Source organism: Pseudomonas sp. YA1 (assembly GCF_058680555.1).
The window spans coordinates 200,945-218,396 of the sequence record NZ_JBZWBG010000010.1 but is presented as its reverse complement, the minus strand read 5'-3'; the positions used below and the strand labels follow the sequence as shown (position 1 = coordinate 218,396).

Here is a 17,452-nt window from a genome sequence, read left to right as displayed (position 1 = left end):
CTGGATGCTGTTGCCGCTGGCGTTGCTGCTCGGCGGTTGCGTCAGCCAGCCCGCGCCGATGTCGCCGAAGGTGACGATGGGTGGTTCGGTGGGCGGCGTTTCCCTGCAGGCGCGCCAGGCGCAACTCAGGCTGCGCCTGTATGTCGTCGTTCAGGGAAGGATGCAAACGATTGCCGAGCGGCGCTACCGGGTGTCCGGGTTGCCGTTGCGCTATGCCTTCGATCTGGAGGTCGACAGGTTGGAGGGCGAGGCGTTGTACCTGCGCACCGAGCTTTCCTGGGTGGGCGTCGCGGCGGTCCAGGCGAGCGCCTGGCAGCGGGTGGCGGCGGGCGTCGATGAGCGGGTCCGGCTGGTTCGGCGCGACTGTTTTCCGAATTGTACGGCCGCTCGCCCGGAAGAAAGATCTGGCAACGATTGATACATTGCCTGTTGTTTCGGAAAGTGCAGGTGGAGATTAAAGAAGTACAAGTCTCGTTCGTTGTCAGGGAAGGCCTCGAATAATAAAACTGGTACTTTTGTTCCGCTTCGAAAGGATGCTGGATTAATTGACGGAAGCTGATTCGCTCTGCGAATCAGCGCACGTCGGATAATCCTGATTATTATAAAATCGACTCCGTGCTCATGGCTTTGAAAATCAATAAAACGGAGCGTATTCATGCCTCTCCGCTCGGCGGGGCATTCAAGGTACGACGGGAAGTGTTGGGGTTCTTATAATATGCAAGGAGCCAAATCTCTTGGCCGAAAGCAGATAACGTCTTGTCATTGGAACATTCCAACTTTCGAATACAGGGTAAACAAGGAAGAGGGCGTATATGTTCTGCTCGAGGGCGAACTGACCGTCCAGGACATCGATTCCACTTTTTGCCTGGCGCCTGGCGAGTTGCTTTTCGTTCGCCGTGGAAGCTATGTGGTAAGTACCAAGGGAAAGGACAGCCGAATACTCTGGATTCCATTATCTGCCCAGTTTCTACAAGGCTTCGTCCAGCGCTTCGGCGCGCTGTTGAGCGAAGTCGAGCGTTGCGAGGAGCCCGTGCCGGGCATCATCGCGTTCGCTGCCACGCCCCTGCTGGCCGGTTGCGTCAAGGGGCTGAAGGAATTGCTTGTGCATGAGCATCCGCCGATGCTCGCCTGCCTGAAGATCGAGGAGTTGCTGATGCTCTTCGCGTTCAGTCCGCAGGGACCGCTGCTGATGTCGGTCCTGCGGCAACTGAGCAACCGGCATGTCGAGCGTCTGCAGCTATTCATGGAGAAGCACTACCTCAACGAGTGGAAGCTGTCCGACTTCTCCCGCGAGTTCGGCATGGGGCTGACCACCTTCAAGGAGCTGTTCGGCAGTGTCTACGGGGTTTCGCCGCGCGCCTGGATCAGCGAGCGGAGAATCCTCTATGCCCATCAGTTGCTGCTCAACAGCGACATGAGCATCGTCGACATCGCCATGGAGGCGGGCTTTTCCAGTCAGTCCTATTTCACCCAGAGCTATCGCCGCCGTTTCGGCTGCACACCGAGCCGCTCGCGGCAGGGGAAGGACGAATGCCGGGCTAAAAATAACTGACGTTTTTTGAAAGCCCGGTAGCGGCTGCATGAGTAGAATCGGCCCAAATTGCAGGCTCTGACGAGCGCGCAATGTAGTGAGGAAGCCAAGGCAGAGAATGGAGCAGGAAGACGATAAGCAGTACTCCCGAGAAGCGGTGTTCGCCGGCAGGCGGGTATCCGTGGTGGGCTCGGACGCCCGCTCGCGGGGTCGGGTGCCGGGTTACGCATCGAGCAGTTTGTATCGTGAGTCCGGAATCATCAGTGCGCGGCAACTGGCGTTGCTGCAGCGGATGCTGCCGCGCCTGCGGCTGGAGCAACTGTTCCGCTGCGAATGGTTGCAGCAGCGCCTGGCGCGCGGCCTGGCACTGGGGCGCGAAGAGGTGCGGCAGATTCTCCTCTGCGCGGCGCAGGACGACGATGGCTGGTGCGCCGAACTGGGCGATCGGGTCAACCTCGCCGTGCCGCAGTCGATGATCGATTGGGTCCTGCTGCCGGTCTATGGCTGGTGGGAAAGCCTGCTCGACCAGGCGATCCCCGGCTGGCGCCTGTCGCTGGTGGAGCTGGAGACCCAGTCCCGGCAACTGCGAATCAAGTCCGAATTCTGGTCCCGCGTGGCCGAGCTGGAGCCGGAGCAGGCCCGCGAGGAACTGGCCAGGGTCGCCAAGTGCCAGGCGCGCACCCAGGAACAGGTGGCCGAACTGGCCGGCAAGCTGGAGACGGCTTCGGCATTGGCGAAGAGCGCCTGGCCGAACTGGCAGCGGGGCATGGCGACGCTGCTCGCCAGCGGCGGGCTGGCCGGCTTCGAGCCGATCCCCGAGGTCCTCGAATGCCTCTGGCAACCTCTCTGCCGGCTGGACGACGACGTCGGCGCGGCGGACGCCGTCCAGGCCTGGCTGCACGAACGCAACCTGTGCCAGGCACAGGATCACTTCTACTGGCAGAGCTGAGCGGCCGGCGAAAGCCGGCCCTACCGAGGAATCATGGATCATCTGTTGAGCGGATTGGCCACTCGCCTGGGCCAAGGGCCCTTTGTTGCCGATCGGACGGGTTCGTACCACCTGCGCATCGACGGACAGAGCGTCCTGTTGCTGCGCCAGGGCGACGACCTGCTGCTGGAAAGCCCGCTGGAGCACGCCCCCCTGGACCCGCAGCGCGACCAGCAGGGGTTGCTGCGGGCTCTGTTGTCGCGGGTCGCCAGTTGGAGCCGGCGCTATCCCCAGGCCATCGTCCTGGATGCGGACGGGCGCCTGCTGTTGCAGGCGCGGCTGGGCCTCGACGGCCTCGATCCCGAGCGACTCGAACGGGCCCTGGCCGCCCAGGTGGGGCTGCTCGAGGCGCTGGCGCCGGAGCTGGAGCCGCTGCCCCGCGGGTTGCCGCCGCAGGTTCCGGTGTGGCGTCCCTGATGCGCCGCCTGCTGATCGGCGGACTGCTGGCGCTGCTGCCTGGCGCGGTCTTGCGCGCGCAGCCGCTGGACTGGCCCAGCCTGCCTTACGACTATGTGGCGCAGGGCGAAAGCCTGCGCGACGTGCTGGCCAACTTCGGCGCCAACTACGATGCCTCGGTGATCGTCAGCGACAAGGTCAACGACCAGGTCAGCGGTCGCTTCGACCTGGAAAGCCCGCAGGCCTTCCTGCAGTTGATGGCCTCCCTCTACAACCTCGGCTGGTACTACGACGGCACCGTGCTGTACGTATTCAAGACCACCGAGATGCAGTCGCGGCTGGTGAGGCTGGAGCAGGTCGGCGAGGCCGAGCTGAAGCGCGCGCTGACCGCCGCCGGCATCTGGGAACCGCGCTTCGGCTGGCGTGCCGACCCTTCCGGGCGGCTGGTGCACGTGTCCGGTCCGGGGCGCTATCTCGAACTGGTCGAGCAGACCGCCCAGGTGCTGGAGCAGCAATACACCCTGCGCAGCGAAAAGACCGGCGACCTCAGCGTGGAGATCTTCCCGCTGCGCTATGCGGTCGCCGAGGACCGCAAGATCGAGTACCGCGACGACGAGATCGAGGCGCCGGGCATCGCCAGCATCCTCTCGCGGGTGCTCAGCGATGCCAACGTGGTTGCGGTGGGCGACGAGCCGGGCAAGCTGCGCCCGGGACCGCAATCGAGCCATGCGGTGGTCCAGGCGGAACCGTCGCTGAACGCGGTGGTGGTGCGCGACCACAAGGACCGGTTGCCCATGTATCGCCGCCTGATCGAAGCCCTCGACCGGCCCTCGGCGCGGATCGAGGTCGGCTTGTCGATCATCGACATCAATGCCGAGAACCTCGCCCAGCTGGGCGTCGACTGGAGCGCCGGGATTCGCCTGGGCAACAACAAGTCGATCCAGATCCGCACCACCGGCCAGGATAGCGAGGAGGGCGGCGGCGCCGGTAACGGGGCGGTCGGCAGCCTGGTGGACAGTCGCGGGCTGGATTTCCTGCTGGCCAAGGTCACCCTGTTGCAGAGCCAGGGGCAGGCGCAGATCGGATCCCGGCCGACCCTGCTGACCCAGGAGAATACCCAGGCGGTGCTCGACCAGAGCGAAACCTACTATGTGCGGGTCACGGGTGAGCGGGTGGCCGAGCTGAAGGCGATCACCTACGGCACCATGCTGAAAATGACGCCGCGAGTGGTGACTCTCGGCGATACGCCGGAGATCAGCCTCAGCCTGCACATCGAGGACGGCAGCCAGAAACCCAACAGCGCCGGCCTGGACAAGATCCCCACGATCAACCGCACGGTGATCGATACCATCGCCCGCGTGGGCCATGGCCAGAGCCTGCTGATCGGCGGCATCTACCGCGACGAACTGAGCCAGAGCCAGCGCAAGGTACCCTGGCTCGGCGACATTCCCTATCTCGGCGCGCTGTTCCGCACTACCGCGGACACCGTGCGCCGCTCGGTGCGGCTGTTCCTCATCGAGCCGCGGCTGATCGACGATGGCGTCGGCCATTACCTGGCGCTGAACAACCGTCGCGACCTGCGCGGCGGCCTGCTTGAAATCGACGAGTTGTCGAACCAGAGCCTGTCGTTGCGCAAGCTGCTCGGTAGCGCCCGCTGCCAGGCGCTGGCGCCGGCCAGGGCCGAACAGGAGCGCTTGCGCCAGGCCGGCCAGGGATCGTTCCTCACGCCCTGCCGGATGGGTGCGCAGGAGGGCTGGCGGGTGACCGACGGCGCCTGTCCCAAGGACGGCGCCTGGTGCGTCGGCGCGGAGCGCGGGAATTAGCATGGCCTGGAAGATCCGCTTCTACAGCGGGCTGAACCAGGGCGCCGAAGTCTCACTCGGAGAGGGCCGGGTGGCGCTTGGCAGCGATCCGTTGCAGGCCGACCTGGTGTTGCTCGACGAGGGCATCGCGGCAGTCCACCTGGTGCTCGAGGTCGATGCCCAGGGCGTGCGCCTGCTGGAGTGGGCGGAGGGCTGCGAGCCTCGCCAGGACGGCCAGGCGCAAGTCGCCGGAGCGATCCTGCAGGCGCTTGCCGGGCAGACCTGCGGCCCGCTGCGCTGGGCATTCTGCGACCCGCAGCGGAGTTTTCCCGAGCGTTTCCCCGAAGTCGAGGCGCAGACCGCGCCAGTGCGCCGCAAGCCGTCCGCCCGTGCCGGCGGGGCCTGGCTGCTCGGCATCAGCCTGGCGCTGGCCCTGTGCCTGCTGGGCATGCTCGTCGAACCCTGGTCGGCCCGCCAGCACGGCATGGCCGGCGAGGAGCCCCTGGCGAGGGTGCGCGCCTACCTGCGCGAGCAGGGCATGAGCGAGGTGGATGTGCAGCGCCAGGGCGACAGTCTCCTGCTCGGCGGCTACCTGGAGGACAACGCACGGCGCCTGGCGCTGCAGCGCTACCTCGATGGCAGCGGCGTGGACTACCGACTGGAAGCACGGAGCATGGAAGACATTCGCCAGGGCGTGGATTTCATCCTGCAGAAATTCGGCTATCGGCAGATCCTCAGCAGCAACGCGGACAAGCCTGGCTGGGTCCGGCTCAACGGCGAACTGGCGGAACAGGACGAACGCTGGGCGCGGATCGACGCATTGCTGGAGTCCGAGGTGCCGGGCCTGCTCGGGGTGGAAAACCAGGTCCGGGTGGCCGGCTCGCACCTGCGCCGCCTCGAGCGCCTGCTGGCGGACGCCGGCCTCGACCGGCAACTGAGTTTCCGCGAGCGCGGCGAGCGCATCGAGTTGAGCGGTACGCTCGACGAGGTCCAGCTCAGCGCCTTCTACCGCCTGCAGCGCGAGTTCCAGCAGGAGTTCGGCAACCGCCCGAGCCTGGAGCTGCTCAGTCGCGGCAAGCGCGCCAGCGGCGACGAACTGGAGTTCACGGTGCGCTCGGTGTCGCTGGGGCGGGTGCCCTATGTAGTGCTCGGCGACGGCCAGAAATACCCGGTGGGCGCCTCGACATCCCGCGGTGTGCGAATCCTCGCCATCGAGCCGGAGTCGATCCTGGTGGCCCGCGGCAAGCAGCGTTTCATCATCAATCTCAAAGGGGAGGTGCTCCATGATGACAGCCTTGGAAACGCGACTGTCGGTCGCTGACGGCACGCATGCCGCAGCGCTCCGGCAGCGTCTGCAGGCGGCGCTGGCGGAGTGTCGCCGGGAACTGGCCAGAGGCGCCGGCCCGGAGCGCTTTCAATTCCTGCAACAGCAGGCCCGGGCCCTCGAAGGCGGTCTCGGCATTCTTTCGCAGCTCACAGAGGACTAAGCATGGCGCAGATATTCAACCCCAACCCGGGGAATACCCTCGATACCGTGGCCAATGCCCTGAAGGAGCAGGCCAACGCAGCGAACAAGGACGTCAACGACGCGATCAAGGCCTTGCAGGGGACCGACAATGCCGACAACCCGGCGCTGCTGGCCGAGCTGCAACACAAGATCAACAAGTGGTCGGTCATCTACAACATCAACTCGACGGTGACCCGGGCGCTGCGCGACCTGATGCAAGGCATCCTGCAGAAGATCTGAACATGGACACTTCACTGATACGCGAATTGGCGGAACTGGCGCTGGCCGGCAGCGGGCAGCACTGCCACGAAGAGGCGCTGTGCATCGCCGAGTGGCTGGAGCGCCTCGGACAGGACGAAGCGGCACGGCTGATCCGGATTTCCAGCCTGGCCAACCAGGGGCGCTATCAGGAGGCCCTGGTCTTCGCCCATGGCAATCCCTGGCCGGCGCTGGAGCCCTGGTTCGCCTTGTGCGAGTGGCACCTGGGGCTGGGCGCCGCGCTGGACCGCAGGCTGGCCGGGCTGGGCGGCAGCAGCGATCCTGCCCTGGCCGACTTCGCCGCCGGCATGCGCGCCCAGGTGCGGACATGAGCCGCATCGACACGCCGCCGGGATTCGCCGTCTATCCGTCGGCCAGTCCAAAGGCGGCGAACCTGCCGGCTGTCGATCAGGTGCTGGCTTTCGAGCAGGCCCTCGGCGGCGAGCCGCCGGCGGCCGGACGCCGCCTGGCCGGGTTGGAGAACGGCGCTCTCGGCGAGCGCCTGCTGCAGCGCTTTGCCCAGCCGCTGCAAGGGTTGGAGGCGGACCGCCTGGAGCTGAAGGCGATGCTCCGCGCGGAACTGCCGCTGGGGCGCCAGCAGCAAACCTTTCTCCTCCAGTTGCTCGGTGCAGTCGAGCATGCGCCGGGCGGCGAATACCTGGCGCAACTGGCGCGTCGCGAATTGCAGGTGCTGATCCCGCTCAACGGCATGCTCGACAACCTCGTGCGCAACAGCCACAAACTCGACCTGGAGTCATGATGGATATCTCTCGGATGGGCGCCCAGGCGCAGATCACCAGTCTCGAAGAACTCTCCGGCGGCCCGGCCGGCGCGGCCCACGTCGCCGAGTTCGAACGGGCGATGGGCGGTGCCGGCAGCCTGGGCGGCGACCTGCTCAGCGAACTGGGGCAGATCAGGGAGCGTTTCAGCCAGGCCAAGCAGGAGTTGCAGGTGGAGCTGTCGACGCCCGGCGACGATCCCAACAGCCTGATGCAGATGCAGTGGTCGCTGATGCGCATCACCATGCAGGAAGAGCTGATCGCCAAGACCGTCGGGCGCATGAGCCAGAACGTCGAAACCCTGATGAAGACCCAATGAGGCGAACGGTGAAAGGTCTGTCGCGCATGGCGCTCCTGGCGCTGGTCCTGGCGTTGGGCGGGTGCAAGGTCGAACTCTATACCGGGATCAGCCAGAAGGAAGGCAACGAGATGCTGGCGCTGTTGCGTTCGGAGGGCGTTTCCGCGGACAAGCAGGCGGACAAGGATGGCACCGTGCGCCTGCTGGTGGAGGAGTCGGATATCGCCGAGGCGGTGGAGGTGCTCAAGCGCAAGGGCTATCCGCGGGAGAACTTCTCCACGCTGAAGGATGTGTTTCCCAAGGACGGGCTGATTTCCTCGCCCATCGAAGAGCGCGCGCGGCTCAACTACGCCAAGGCCCAGGAGATTTCCCATACCCTTTCCGAGATCGATGGCGTGCTGGTGGCGCGGGTCCATGTGGTGCTGCCCGAGGAGCGCGACGGACTGGGCAGGAAGTCCTCGCCGGCATCGGCCTCGGTGTTCATCAAGCACGCCGCCGACGTGCAACTGGATGCCTACGTGCCGCAGATCAAGCAACTGGTGAACAACGGCATCGAAGGCCTCAGCTACGACCGCATCAGCGTGGTGCTGGTGCCGTCGGCCGGGGTCCGCCAGGTCCCGCTGGCGCCACGCTTCGAGAGTGTCTTCTCGATCCAGGTGGCGGAGCACTCGCGCGGACGCCTGCTCGGTCTGTTCGGCCTGCTGCTGGCGTTGCTGCTGGCGAGCAACCTGGCGCAGTTCTTCTGGCACCGGCAACGGGGCTGAGCGGCGCGATGCCATTGACGGCCTACCAGCTGCGCTTCTGCCCGGCCCGCTACATCCACGAGTCGCACCTGCCCGCGGTATTGCTGCGGTTGCTGCCGGCGCTGCCGGACTGGCGGCGACAGAGCGTTCTCAACGCCTGGCTGCTGGAGCAGCTGGAACTGGACTGCGCGTTCCGCATGCCCGCGCAACTGGGCGGGCTGGCCCTTTACCCGCAGGCGGCGCTGGAACGGACCCTGGGCTGGCTCGGCGCGCTGCTGCACGGCCAGGCCTTGCGGCAGGTGCTGGACGGTGCGCGGGTACGGCGCATCCGCGCGCAGATCGGCGAACAGGGCCAGCGTTTCTGCCTGGAGCAGCTCGACCTGCTCATCGGTCGCTGGCCGCCCGGCTGGCAGCGGGCCTTGCCGGAAAACCCGGAAGACGGCTATTTCCGGCGCTGCGGCCTGGCTTTCTGGCTGGCCGCCTGTAGCGATGCCGACTGCGGTTTCTCGCGGCGCCTGCGCCTGCGCCTGGAGGCCATGCCGGCCCCGGCGGACTTGACCTTCGACGAACAACGGCGATCCCTGGCGCGGACCCTGTGCCTGAAGGTCGCCCGACAAGCGAGCGATGAATGCTTCCATTTGTTGAACTAGACGCCAGTCGCGTGCGGCTGGCACCCGGGCAGGCCCTGTTGCGCGCCCGCGACTACCAGGACTACCTCAGCGCCAACCGCCTGGTGGAAGCGGCACGCGAGCGTGCCGCCGAAATCGAGCGCGAGGCCCACGAGGTTTACCAGGAGCAGAAGCGCCTGGGCTGGGAGGCCGGACTGGAGGAGGCGCGTCTGCGCCAGGCCGGGCTGATCCAGGAAACGCTACTGCGCTGCAATCGCTACTACCGGCAGGTCGATCGCCAGCTTGGCGAGGTGGTGCTGCAGGCGGTGCGCAAGGTGTTGCGCCACTACGACGCTGTCGAGCTGACCCTGGCGGCCACGCGCGAGGCACTGGCATTGGTGAGCAACCAGAAGCAGGTGATCCTGCACGTCCAGCCGGAACAGCTGGTCGCGGTGCGCGAGCAGGTCGCCCGGGTGCTCAAGGATTTCCCCGAGGTGGGCTACCTGGAAGTGGTCGGCGATGCGCGGCTGGACCAGGGCGGTTGCATCCTGGAAACCGAGATCGGGATCATCGACGCATCGCTCGACAGCCAGTTGGCGGCGTTGCAGGCCGCATTGACGGAGGGCGTGGCGCGGAGCGGCGAGGAGGAAGGGGACGCCGGTTGAGGGAACCAGGTGCCGCCCCCGGCCCGGGCGTTGGCTCCGGGCCGAGGGCTGAGGCGCTGCCGTTCGCCCGCGGCGGCGACGCTGGCGGTGCGGTCGGCGCCTTCAGAGCAGGGTGAAGCTGCGGCTTTCGGTTTGCGCCGAATCCAGGCCGACGAAGACCTTGAACTCGCCCGGCTCGGCCGTGTGCCTGAGCTGGCTGTCGTAGAACTTCAGGTCTGCCTCGCCGAGGCGGAAGACGATCTCCCGCGATTCGCCGGGCTCCAGCATCACCTTGCGGAACCCGCGCAGTTCCTTCACCGGACGGCTGAGGCTGGCGACCGGGTCCTGCAGGTAAAGCTGGACCACCGTGGCGCCGGCGCGCTTGCCGCTGTTGCTGAGCGTGACCCGCGCTTCCAGGGTAGCGCCGCGGGCCAGCCGTTCGCTGGACAGGCGCAGGGGCGAGAGACTGAACTCGGTGTAGCTGAGGCCGTAGCCGAACGGGTAGAGCGGGCCGTTGGCTTCGTCGAAATAGCGCGAGGTGTATTTGCCGGGGTTGTCGTGGTCCATCGGCCGGCCGGTGTTCAGGTGGTTGTAGTAGACCGGTACCTGGCCCACCGAGCGCGGGAAGGACATGGTCAGCTTGCCGCTGGGGTTGTGCTCGCCGAACAGCACGTCGGCGATGGCGTTGCCGCCTTCGGTGCCACTGAACCAGGTTTCCAGGATCGCGTCGGCGTTTTCCTGCTCCCAGCCCAGCGACAGCGGTCGGCCGTTCATCAGCACCAGCACCAGCGGCTTGCCGGTGGCCTTCAGTGCCTTCAGCAGCCGCCGCTGGCTGGCCGGGATGCGCAGGTCGGTGCGACTGGAGGCCTCGTGGGCCATGCCCTGCGATTCGCCGACCACGGCGACCACCAGGTCGGCGTCGCGCGCGGTGCGCAAGGCCTCCTCGAGCATCGCCTCGGCGGAGCGCGGATCGACCTCGACTTCCGGGTTGTAGCTGTTCAGGTAGTCGAGGATCGCCTGGTCGCCACTGACGTTGGCACCCTTGGCGTAGAGCAGGGTGGCACGCTCGCCGACGGCATTGGCCAGGCCCTGGTAGACGGTTACCGCCTGGCGTGGCACGCCGGCTGCCGACCAACTGCCGATGACGTCGCGCTGGCTCTTGGCCAGGGGGCCGATCACGGCGATCCGCCCCTGTTTCTTCAGCGGCAGCAGACCGTCGCGGTTCTTCAGCAGGACCAGTCCTTCGCGAGCCACCTCGCGGGCGGCCTGGCGGTGCAGGCGGCTCTCGGCGTTGGTGTCGAACGGCGGGTCGTCCGGCTTGCCCAGGCGCCGGTAGGGATCGGCGAACAGGCCGAGGTCGTACTTCGCCGCCAGCACGTCGCGGCAGGCGCGATCGATGTCGGCCTGGTCGATCTCGCCGACCGCCAGCAGCTTCGGCAGCCAGGTCGAGTAGAGATCGTCGTTCATGTTCATGTCGACACCGGCCTGGATCGCCAGGCGCGTGGCGTCCCGCTCGTTGCCGGCGAGGCCGTGCTTGATCAGTTCCTTCACCGCGCCATGGTCGCTGATGGTCAGCCCCTTGAAGCCCCACTGCTGGCGCAGCAGGTCGGTCAGCAGCCAGCGGTTGGCGGTGGCGGGCACGCCGTTGATGGTGTTCAGCGAGACCATCACCGCGCCGGCGCCGGCGTCCACCGCGGCCTTGTAGGGCGGCAGGTAGTCCTGGAACATGCGCGGCAGGCTCATGTCCACGGTGTTGTAGTCGCGGCCGCCTTCGGCCGCGCCGTACAGGGCGAAGTGCTTGACCGCCGCCATGATGCTGTCCGGAGCGGCCAGGTTGGAGCCCTGGTAGGCACGGACCATCACGCCGGACAGCAGCGAGGTCAGGTAGGTATCTTCGCCGAAGCCTTCCGAGACCCGCCCCCAGCGCGCGTCGCGGGTGATGTCGACCATCGGCGAGAAGCTCATGTCGAGCCCGTCGGCGCTGGCTTCGAGGGCGGAGATCCGCGCGCTGCGGGCGACCACCTCGGGGTCCCAGCTGGCGGCGAGGCCGAGGCTGATGGGAAAGATGGTGCGGTGGCCGTGGGCCACGTCGTAGGCATGGAACAGCGGGATCTTCAGGCGGCTATGGCGGACCTGGTCCTGCATGGCGCGAATGTCCGGGCGGGTCACGGTATTGAAGATGGCGCCGACCTTGCCGGCGCGGATGTCCGCCATCAGTGCTTCCTTGGGATGGTCGGCGCCGACGCTGACCAGGCGTAGCTGGCCGATCTTTTCCGCGTTGCTCATGCGAGCCATCAGGCTGGCGATGAAACGCTCCTTGTCGGTAGCCGGTGGATTGCCGGATTCGCCCTGGCCAGCCGCCAGTGCCGGGCTCCCGCTCAGCCCGATGAGAAGCCCCAGTACACACAGCCTGTTCATGCATGTTTTCTCGTTATTGGATAGACGCTCGTCGTGGCGGCGTGACATGTCGCGGCATGCCGCCCGGCGGGCGCGACATAAGGTGTTCGCAGCGCGGGCGGAAGTCAACGAGACGGCGATGGGCGAATCTGCCGCTTCTGACAGGTCCCGTGGCGCGCCGCTGGCGGCGCTCAGGCGACGCTGGCGAGCAACTGCTCGGCCGGCATCGGCCTGCCGAGCAGGAAGCCTTGCAGCGAATTGCAGCCGAGGCGGGTCAGGAACTCCTGCTGGGCCTCGGTTTCCACGCCCTCGGCGACGATCTTCAGGTTCAGCGTGCGGCCGAGGGCGACGATCGCCGAGACGATCGCGGCGTCGTCGCTGTCGTGGGCCAGCTCGTTGATGAAGCCACGGTCGATCTTTAGTTCGCTCGCCGGCAGGCGCTTGAGATAGAGCAGGCTGGAGTAGCCGGTGCCGAAGTCGTCGATGGATATGCCGACGCCCATCGCCGACAACTGCTCGAGGATCACCAGGCTGGCATCGGCATCGCGCATGGCGGTCGATTCGGTCACCTCGAGGATCAGGTGGCTGGGCTCCAGGCTGTGGCGCAGGAGTGCGTTGCGCACCGAGTCGACCAGGCCGGCATGGGCGAACTGCAGGGCCGAAAGGTTCACCGCGATGTTCCACTCCGCATGCCCGCCGTCCAGCCAGAGGCGCATCTGCCGGCAGGCTTCGTCGAGCACCCACTCGCCGATCTGCACGATCAGGCCGGTTTTTTCCGCCAGCGGCAGGAACTGGTCGGGGGGGATCAGTCCGTGTTGCGGATGCTCCCAGCGCAGCAGCGCTTCCACGCCGACCATCGGTCCGTTCGGCGCCAGTACCTTGGGTTGGTAGTGCAAGACCAACTGCCGGCGCTCCAGGGCCTGGCGCAGGTCATGGAGCAGTTGCAACTGCTCCTGGGCGTTGGCGTTCATCGAACTCTCGAAGAAGCAGTAGCCGTTCCGTCCCTGGTCCTTGGCGTGATACATCGCCGCGTCGGCATTGATCATCAGCTCGTGGCGGGTCTGCCCGTCGCCGGGGTAGAGCGCGATGCCGATGCTCGCCGAGATCCGCACCTCATGGCGGGATATCTGGTACGGCTGGCTGATCCGCTTCACCAGCTTCTCGGCCAGGGTCGCGGCGTCGGCGGGCTCGCGGGCCTCGATCAGCAGGACGAACTCGTCGCCGCCGAGGCGGGCGATGGTGTCCTGGGCGCGAACGTTGGCGCGGATACGCTCGGCGACTTCGATCAGCAACAGGTCGCCGAGGTGATGGCCGTAGGCATCGTTGACCGCCTTGAAGCCGTCCAGGTCCATGAACAGCACGGCGAACCGGCGATCGTCGCGGATCGCCTGCTGGATCGCCTGCTCCAGGCGGTCGTCGAGGAGCATGCGGTTGGGCAGCTTGGTCAGGTTGTCGTGCAAGGCCAACTGGATCAGCTCGCGGTTGGCTCGCGCGAGGGAGGTGGCGAGCACCGAGGTACGTGCCTCCAGGCGCGAGTCCAGCACCGAGACGATCAGGGCGATGGCGATCACCGCCAGGGTGATCACGATGACCAGCACCGCCAGCCAGCCGTTGTCGATGCCTCGGCCGGCGGCGCCGCAGAAGCTGCCCAGGGGGAACTGCGCGGCGGCCATCCCGGTGTAGTGCATGCCGACGATGGCGCAGCCCATCACCAGGGCGGCGCCGGCCCGGACCAGGACGATGCGCCGGCTGCCATGGCGCAGGCGGAAGGCGATCCACAGCGCGGCGCCGGAGGCGATCACCGCGATCAGGATGGAGAGGCCGAGCCACAGCGGGTCGTAGACGATCCCCGGCATCATCAGCAGGGCGGCCATCCCGGTGTAGTGCATGGCGGCGATGCCGCTGCCCATCAGCAGGGCGCCCAGCGCCAGGCGTTGCCAGGGGAGTTCCGCCTGGCACACCAGCCAGAGGGCGAAGGCCGAACTGCCGACGGCCAGTAGCAGCGACAGCAGGGTCAGGCCCAGGTCGTAGCCGAGCGGGATCGGCAGGCTGAAGGCGAGCATGCCGACGAAATGCATCGACCAGATGCCGAAGCCCATGGCGAAAGCGCCGCCGATCAGCCAGGAGAGCGCCTCGCGGCCTTTCGCCAGGGTCACCCGGCCGGCCATGTCGAGAGCGGTGTAGGACGCCAGGATGGCCACAATCAGGGAAAAGGCGACAAGAACCTGGTTGTAGCTGCTGATAAGCATGAAAGCGTCCGAACGGGATAGCGGGAGAGAAGTGGTTGATATCAACCTGATATTATTGCACGAGTCGCTTTCGCCAATGCCATCGGGCAGGACCAACGGTCGCCGGCGCAGGCGGAATCTTGCTCAACGGCCGGGCCTTTTGTACAGCGCTTTGTCTGCCGCCGGTCGCCGCCCGCCGGGGCAGGCGGCGGAAAGCTCGGCAGCGCTGGCAGGTTGACGCTACCCTGAAAGAAGCCATGGTCGTCCGATCCTCCTCTGGCCTGATCACAAAACTCTCATGATCGCCGACGATGGCTTCAGCTGAATGGGGAATCGGTGAATTTTCTGAATGTCTCGACAGGAGGTGCGTCTCATGGAAAAGCCCTTCTCGGATGATGTCAGCGTGAATGTCCTGCGTCGCATGAAAGAAGGCGGCTTCGACTTCGCGCGCATCCATCCCATCGACTTCTTCGCCATCTTTCCCAGTGAGCGGGAGGCCCGCCAGGCAGCGGGCCAGTTTCGCGGCGAGTCGCTCAGGGCCCAGGTCGTCGCTCGCGACGATGGCTCCTGGAACCTGCAGGTCAGCAAGGTGATGTATGCCACCCATGCCGCCATCGGTGCCTTCGAACACGACCTGGAGGAAGTCGTGGTGCCGCTGGGCGGCGTGCTGGACGGGTGGGGCGTGACCCAGGAGGTCACTTCGCTGCGTCCGTGACGGCGGCGGGACCCCGGCCGCGATCCCGGGCCGGGGCTCCTGCGTCGGGCTTTCCTTCCTCGAAGGCTTTCCTTCAGACTGGGGAAGGAGGTAAGCCATGAGCGATATTCTGATCCTGACCCATGCCGAGTTCTGTCCGCCAGGCCATCTGGGTGCCGTGCTGGCGGAGCGCGGCCTGGACTTCCGCGTGATCCGCGCCGACCTCGGCGAACTCGCTGGTCTCGACGCCGAACGCCCGCGAGCGGTGGCGATCATGGGTGGGCCGATGAGCGTCAACGACGACCTGCCCTGGTTGCGCGACGAACTGGCGCTGCTGCGTCGCTTCATCGAGCGGCGCATCCCGCTGATCGGCCATTGCCTCGGCGGCCAGTTGCTGGCCCGCGCCCTGGGCGCGACGGTGCGGCACCAGCCCTACACCGAAATGGGCTGGCAGCCCATGCAGCGGGAAAGCCGCGACAGTCCATGGCTGGCCGGGCTGCCGGAGCGCTTCTCGATCTTCCAGTGGCACGGCGATGCCTTCGACCTGCCGCAGGGTGCCGAGCGCCTGCTGTCCAGCCCGTGGTGCGAGAACCAGGGGTTTTCCTGGGGTGGTCACGTACTCGGCCTGCAAGGCCATCCGGAAATGACCGAGGAACTGGTGCGGCGCTGGATCGCCGGCTGGCCGCACCTGCTCGATCCCTCCCAGCCCAGCCAGCAATCCGCCGAGGACATGCTGGCCGGGTTGCCTGCCAAGGTTGCCGGGCTGAATCGGGTGGCCGAGGGTTTCTACCGTCATTGGCTGTCGCTGATCGATTGACCTTCCCGGCCGTGGGCGCCTCCCTGGCACTACCGCCGGTCCGCTTTATCGCTCGTTCGAGCGAGACGGCTGTCTGCATGGAAGGGAGGGGAGAAGCCGTCTCCCTTCCGGGTCTGTTCTAGACTTATAGGTCCCACAGGTCGCTTCGCGATCGGCAGGTCGATGCCGGTCCGTGGCCGCGGGGCGCGCATGCCGTCGAACGGGGCGCCCTTCCTCTCCCTGTGGGCAGGATGCACCAGACTGGGGCGAACCCGCCGCGCCGACCCTGCGAATCGCCGACGAGCCGTGATCCGCGCGCTGGCACGGGCTTTGCGAGTTCCCCATCGTTCGTGACGACAAGGAGTCCGGCATGGCACGCATGTTTTACGACGAGATGCACGATGCTGGCGGCGAATGCCGCTCGCATTATCGGGAATTCGCTCGCTGGCTGGCCGACACCCCTGAAGAGCAATTGCTGCAACGCCGGCGCGAAGCCGACCTGCTGTTCCACCGCGCCGGCATCACCTTCACCCTGTACGGCGACGAGCAGGGCACCGAGCGCCTGATCCCCTTCGACACCATCCCGCGCAGCATTCCCGCGGCGGAGTGGGCGCACATCGAGGCCGGCTGCATCCAGCGCGTCCAGGCGCTGAACCTGTTCCTCGCCGATCTCTACCACGAACAGCGCATCCTCAAGGCCGGCGTGATTCCTGCCGAGCAGGTCCTGGCCAACGACCAGTACCAACTGGCGATGCAGGGACTGGACCTGCCGGGCAACGTCTACGCGCACATTGCCGGGGTCGACCTGGTCCGCGACGGCAGCGGCAACTACTACGTGCTGGAGGACAACCTGCGCACGCCCAGCGGTGTTTCCTACATGCTGGAAAACCGCAAGATGATGATGCGCCTGTTCCCCGAGCTGTTCGTCCGCCAGCGCGTGGCGCCGATCGACCACTACCCGGACCTGCTGCTCGACACCCTCAAGCGGGCCAGTGACGTCGAATCGCCGAGCGTGGTGGTATTGACGCCGGGACGTTTCAACAGCGCCTACTTCGAACACGCCTTCCTCGCCCGCGAGATGGGCGTGGAACTGGTCGAAGGCGCCGATCTGTTCGTCCGCGACGAGCGGGTCTACATGCGCACGACGGCCGGACCGCAACCGGTGGACGTGATCTACCGAAGGATCGACGACGCCTTCCTCGACCCGCTGGCGTTCAACCCGGATTCGCTGCTCGGCGTGCCCGGCCTGCTGGCCGCCTACCGGGCCGGCAACCTGGTGCTGGCCAACGCGATCGGTACCGGGGTGGCCGACGACAAGTCGATCTACCCCTACGTGCCGGACATGATCCGCTTCTACCTCGGCGAAGACCCGCTGCTGCACAACGTGCCGACCTGGCAATGTCGCAAGCCGAAGGAACTGGCGCACGTCCTGGCGCACCTGCCGGAGCTGGTGGTGAAGGAGACCCAGGGTTCCGGCGGCTACGGCATGCTGGTCGGACCGGCGGCCAGCCGGGAGGAAATCGAGCTGTTCCGCGAGCGCCTGAAGGCTCGCCCGGAGGCCTATATCGCGCAACCGACGCTGTCCCTGTCGACCTGTCCGACTTTCGTCGAGAGCGGCGTCGCGCCACGCCATATCGACCTGCGGCCGTTCGTCCTGTCGGCGCCGGATCGGGTTCGCCTGGTGCCTGGCGGGCTGACCCGGGTGGCGTTGCGCGAAGGCTCGCTGGTGGTCAATTCGTCCCAGGGCGGCGGCACCAAGGACACCTGGGTGGTGGAGGAATAA

General features: G+C 66.6%; 19 protein-coding genes. 17 read left to right on the top strand and 2 right to left on the bottom strand.

Features of this window, described 5'->3' with window-relative positions; translation table 11 throughout:
- Positions 1-4: 4 nt before the first annotated feature.
- The 14 genes from exsB (at position 5) to pscL (ending at position 9,575) form a co-directional block, all read left to right on the top strand.
- Positions 5-418: a YscW family type III secretion system pilotin ExsB gene (gene exsB, locus AC4OR5_RS16375; RefSeq protein ID WP_058160687.1), complete on the top strand. Its 414-nt coding sequence runs from the start codon at positions 5-7 to the stop codon at positions 416-418.
- A 297-nt stretch (positions 419-715) separates the two neighbouring features.
- Positions 716-1,552, top strand: a complete 837-nt coding sequence (gene exsA / locus AC4OR5_RS16370; protein WP_031285634.1) for a T3SS regulon transcriptional activator ExsA — start codon at positions 716-718, stop codon at positions 1,550-1,552.
- Positions 1,553-1,649: 97 nt separating this feature from the next.
- Positions 1,650-2,480 carry a T3SS regulon anti-activator ExsD gene (exsD, locus tag AC4OR5_RS16365; protein ID WP_003109509.1) on the top strand — a complete coding sequence of 277 codons (831 nt, stop codon included), beginning with the start codon at positions 1,650-1,652 and terminating at the stop codon, positions 2,478-2,480.
- A 33-nt stretch (positions 2,481-2,513) separates the two neighbouring features.
- Positions 2,514-2,936, top strand: coding sequence for a YscB family type III secretion system chaperone PscB (pscB, locus tag AC4OR5_RS16360; protein WP_003109510.1), 423 nt, complete (start codon positions 2,514-2,516; stop codon positions 2,934-2,936).
- Complete coding sequence (gene pscC, locus AC4OR5_RS16355) at positions 2,936-4,738, top strand: SctC family type III secretion system outer membrane ring subunit PscC (RefSeq protein WP_003109511.1); 1,803 nt, start codon at positions 2,936-2,938, stop codon at positions 4,736-4,738. Before pscB ends, pscC begins: the two co-directional genes overlap by 1 nt.
- A 1-nt stretch (position 4,739) precedes the next feature.
- Positions 4,740-6,038 carry a SctD family type III secretion system inner membrane ring subunit PscD gene (gene pscD, locus AC4OR5_RS16350; RefSeq protein ID WP_003132859.1) on the top strand — a complete coding sequence of 433 codons (1,299 nt, stop codon included), beginning with the start codon at positions 4,740-4,742 and terminating at the stop codon, positions 6,036-6,038.
- Positions 6,001-6,204, top strand: a complete 204-nt coding sequence (gene pscE, locus AC4OR5_RS16345) for a YscE family type III secretion system co-chaperone PscE (RefSeq protein ID WP_003100751.1) — start codon at positions 6,001-6,003, stop codon at positions 6,202-6,204. Before pscD ends, pscE begins: the two co-directional genes overlap by 38 nt.
- A 2-nt stretch (positions 6,205-6,206) precedes the next feature.
- Positions 6,207-6,464: a type III secretion system needle filament protein PscF gene (gene pscF / locus AC4OR5_RS16340; RefSeq protein WP_003087729.1), complete on the top strand. Its 258-nt coding sequence runs from the start codon at positions 6,207-6,209 to the stop codon at positions 6,462-6,464.
- Between the two features lie 2 nt (positions 6,465-6,466).
- Positions 6,467-6,814 carry a YscG family type III secretion system chaperone PscG gene (gene pscG, locus AC4OR5_RS16335; RefSeq protein WP_003109513.1) on the top strand — a complete coding sequence of 116 codons (348 nt, stop codon included), beginning with the start codon at positions 6,467-6,469 and terminating at the stop codon, positions 6,812-6,814.
- Positions 6,811-7,242, top strand: coding sequence for a YopR family T3SS polymerization control protein PscH (pscH, locus tag AC4OR5_RS16330; RefSeq protein WP_003100725.1), 432 nt, complete (start codon positions 6,811-6,813; stop codon positions 7,240-7,242). Before pscG ends, pscH begins: the two co-directional genes overlap by 4 nt.
- A complete protein-coding gene (gene pscI / locus AC4OR5_RS16325) occupies positions 7,242-7,580 on the top strand; it encodes a SctI family type III secretion system inner rod subunit PscI (protein WP_003120330.1) in 339 nt (112 codons plus the stop codon). The genes pscH and pscI overlap by 1 nt, the downstream gene beginning before the upstream one ends.
- Positions 7,577-8,323 (top strand): SctJ family type III secretion inner membrane ring lipoprotein Psc, encoded by a 747-nt coding sequence (gene pscJ, locus AC4OR5_RS16320; RefSeq protein WP_003120329.1) that lies wholly within the window; start codon positions 7,577-7,579, stop codon positions 8,321-8,323. Before pscI ends, pscJ begins: the two co-directional genes overlap by 4 nt.
- 8 nt (positions 8,324-8,331) lie before the next feature.
- On the top strand, positions 8,332-8,952 hold the full coding sequence (pscK, locus tag AC4OR5_RS16315; protein WP_023435719.1) for a SctK family type III secretion system sorting platform protein PscK: 621 nt from the start codon (positions 8,332-8,334) through the stop codon (positions 8,950-8,952).
- The gene (gene pscL, locus AC4OR5_RS16310) at positions 8,931-9,575 is read left to right on the top strand and encodes a SctL family type III secretion system stator protein PscL (protein WP_003087735.1); all 645 of its coding nucleotides are present in this window, start codon (positions 8,931-8,933) and stop codon (positions 9,573-9,575) included. The genes pscK and pscL overlap by 22 nt, the downstream gene beginning before the upstream one ends.
- A gap of 102 nt (positions 9,576-9,677) precedes the next feature.
- Here pscL and bglX read toward each other — a convergent pair whose 3' ends face one another.
- On the bottom strand, positions 9,678-11,972 hold the full coding sequence (gene bglX / locus AC4OR5_RS16305; protein WP_058160685.1) for a beta-glucosidase BglX: 2,295 nt from the start codon (positions 11,970-11,972) through the stop codon (positions 9,678-9,680).
- 170 nt (positions 11,973-12,142) lie between these two features.
- The gene (gene mucR / locus AC4OR5_RS16300; RefSeq protein WP_003087737.1) at positions 12,143-14,200 is read right to left on the bottom strand and encodes a bifunctional diguanylate cyclase/cyclic di-GMP phosphodiesterase MucR; all 2,058 of its coding nucleotides are present in this window, start codon (positions 14,198-14,200) and stop codon (positions 12,143-12,145) included.
- A gap of 352 nt (positions 14,201-14,552) precedes the next feature.
- Here mucR and AC4OR5_RS16295 point away from each other — a divergent pair, with 352 nt between their 5' ends.
- The 3 genes from AC4OR5_RS16295 to AC4OR5_RS16285 all read left to right on the top strand — a co-directional run bounded on the left by AC4OR5_RS16295 (position 14,553) and on the right by AC4OR5_RS16285 (position 17,452).
- The gene (locus AC4OR5_RS16295; protein ID WP_003087738.1) at positions 14,553-14,894 is read left to right on the top strand and encodes a ribonuclease E inhibitor RraB; all 342 of its coding nucleotides are present in this window, start codon (positions 14,553-14,555) and stop codon (positions 14,892-14,894) included.
- A gap of 97 nt (positions 14,895-14,991) precedes the next feature.
- On the top strand, positions 14,992-15,690 hold the full coding sequence (locus AC4OR5_RS16290) for a type 1 glutamine amidotransferase (RefSeq protein WP_023091976.1): 699 nt from the start codon (positions 14,992-14,994) through the stop codon (positions 15,688-15,690).
- A 349-nt stretch (positions 15,691-16,039) separates the two neighbouring features.
- Positions 16,040-17,452, top strand: a complete 1,413-nt coding sequence (locus AC4OR5_RS16285) for a circularly permuted type 2 ATP-grasp protein (RefSeq protein ID WP_003087741.1) — start codon at positions 16,040-16,042, stop codon at positions 17,450-17,452.

Coding starts and splice junctions, on each gene's coding strand:
- exsB (WP_058160687.1), top strand. CDS start 5: ATGCTGTTGCCGCTGGCGTTGCTGCTCGGCGGTTGCGTCAGCCAGCCC.
- exsA (WP_031285634.1), top strand. CDS start 716: ATGCAAGGAGCCAAATCTCTTGGCCGAAAGCAGATAACGTCTTGTCAT.
- exsD (WP_003109509.1), top strand. CDS start 1,650: ATGGAGCAGGAAGACGATAAGCAGTACTCCCGAGAAGCGGTGTTCGCC.
- pscB (WP_003109510.1), top strand. CDS start 2,514: ATGGATCATCTGTTGAGCGGATTGGCCACTCGCCTGGGCCAAGGGCCC.
- pscC (WP_003109511.1), top strand. CDS start 2,936: ATGCGCCGCCTGCTGATCGGCGGACTGCTGGCGCTGCTGCCTGGCGCG.
- pscD (WP_003132859.1), top strand. CDS start 4,740: ATGGCCTGGAAGATCCGCTTCTACAGCGGGCTGAACCAGGGCGCCGAA.
- pscE (WP_003100751.1), top strand. CDS start 6,001: ATGATGACAGCCTTGGAAACGCGACTGTCGGTCGCTGACGGCACGCAT.
- pscF (WP_003087729.1), top strand. CDS start 6,207: ATGGCGCAGATATTCAACCCCAACCCGGGGAATACCCTCGATACCGTG.
- pscG (WP_003109513.1), top strand. CDS start 6,467: ATGGACACTTCACTGATACGCGAATTGGCGGAACTGGCGCTGGCCGGC.
- pscH (WP_003100725.1), top strand. CDS start 6,811: ATGAGCCGCATCGACACGCCGCCGGGATTCGCCGTCTATCCGTCGGCC.
- pscI (WP_003120330.1), top strand. CDS start 7,242: ATGGATATCTCTCGGATGGGCGCCCAGGCGCAGATCACCAGTCTCGAA.
- pscJ (WP_003120329.1), top strand. CDS start 7,577: ATGAGGCGAACGGTGAAAGGTCTGTCGCGCATGGCGCTCCTGGCGCTG.
- pscK (WP_023435719.1), top strand. CDS start 8,332: ATGCCATTGACGGCCTACCAGCTGCGCTTCTGCCCGGCCCGCTACATC.
- pscL (WP_003087735.1), top strand. CDS start 8,931: ATGCTTCCATTTGTTGAACTAGACGCCAGTCGCGTGCGGCTGGCACCC.
- bglX (WP_058160685.1), bottom strand. CDS start 11,972: ATGAACAGGCTGTGTGTACTGGGGCTTCTCATCGGGCTGAGCGGGAGC.
- mucR (WP_003087737.1), bottom strand. CDS start 14,200: ATGCTTATCAGCAGCTACAACCAGGTTCTTGTCGCCTTTTCCCTGATT.
- AC4OR5_RS16295 (WP_003087738.1), top strand. CDS start 14,553: ATGGAAAAGCCCTTCTCGGATGATGTCAGCGTGAATGTCCTGCGTCGC.
- AC4OR5_RS16290 (WP_023091976.1), top strand. CDS start 14,992: ATGAGCGATATTCTGATCCTGACCCATGCCGAGTTCTGTCCGCCAGGC.
- AC4OR5_RS16285 (WP_003087741.1), top strand. CDS start 16,040: ATGGCACGCATGTTTTACGACGAGATGCACGATGCTGGCGGCGAATGC.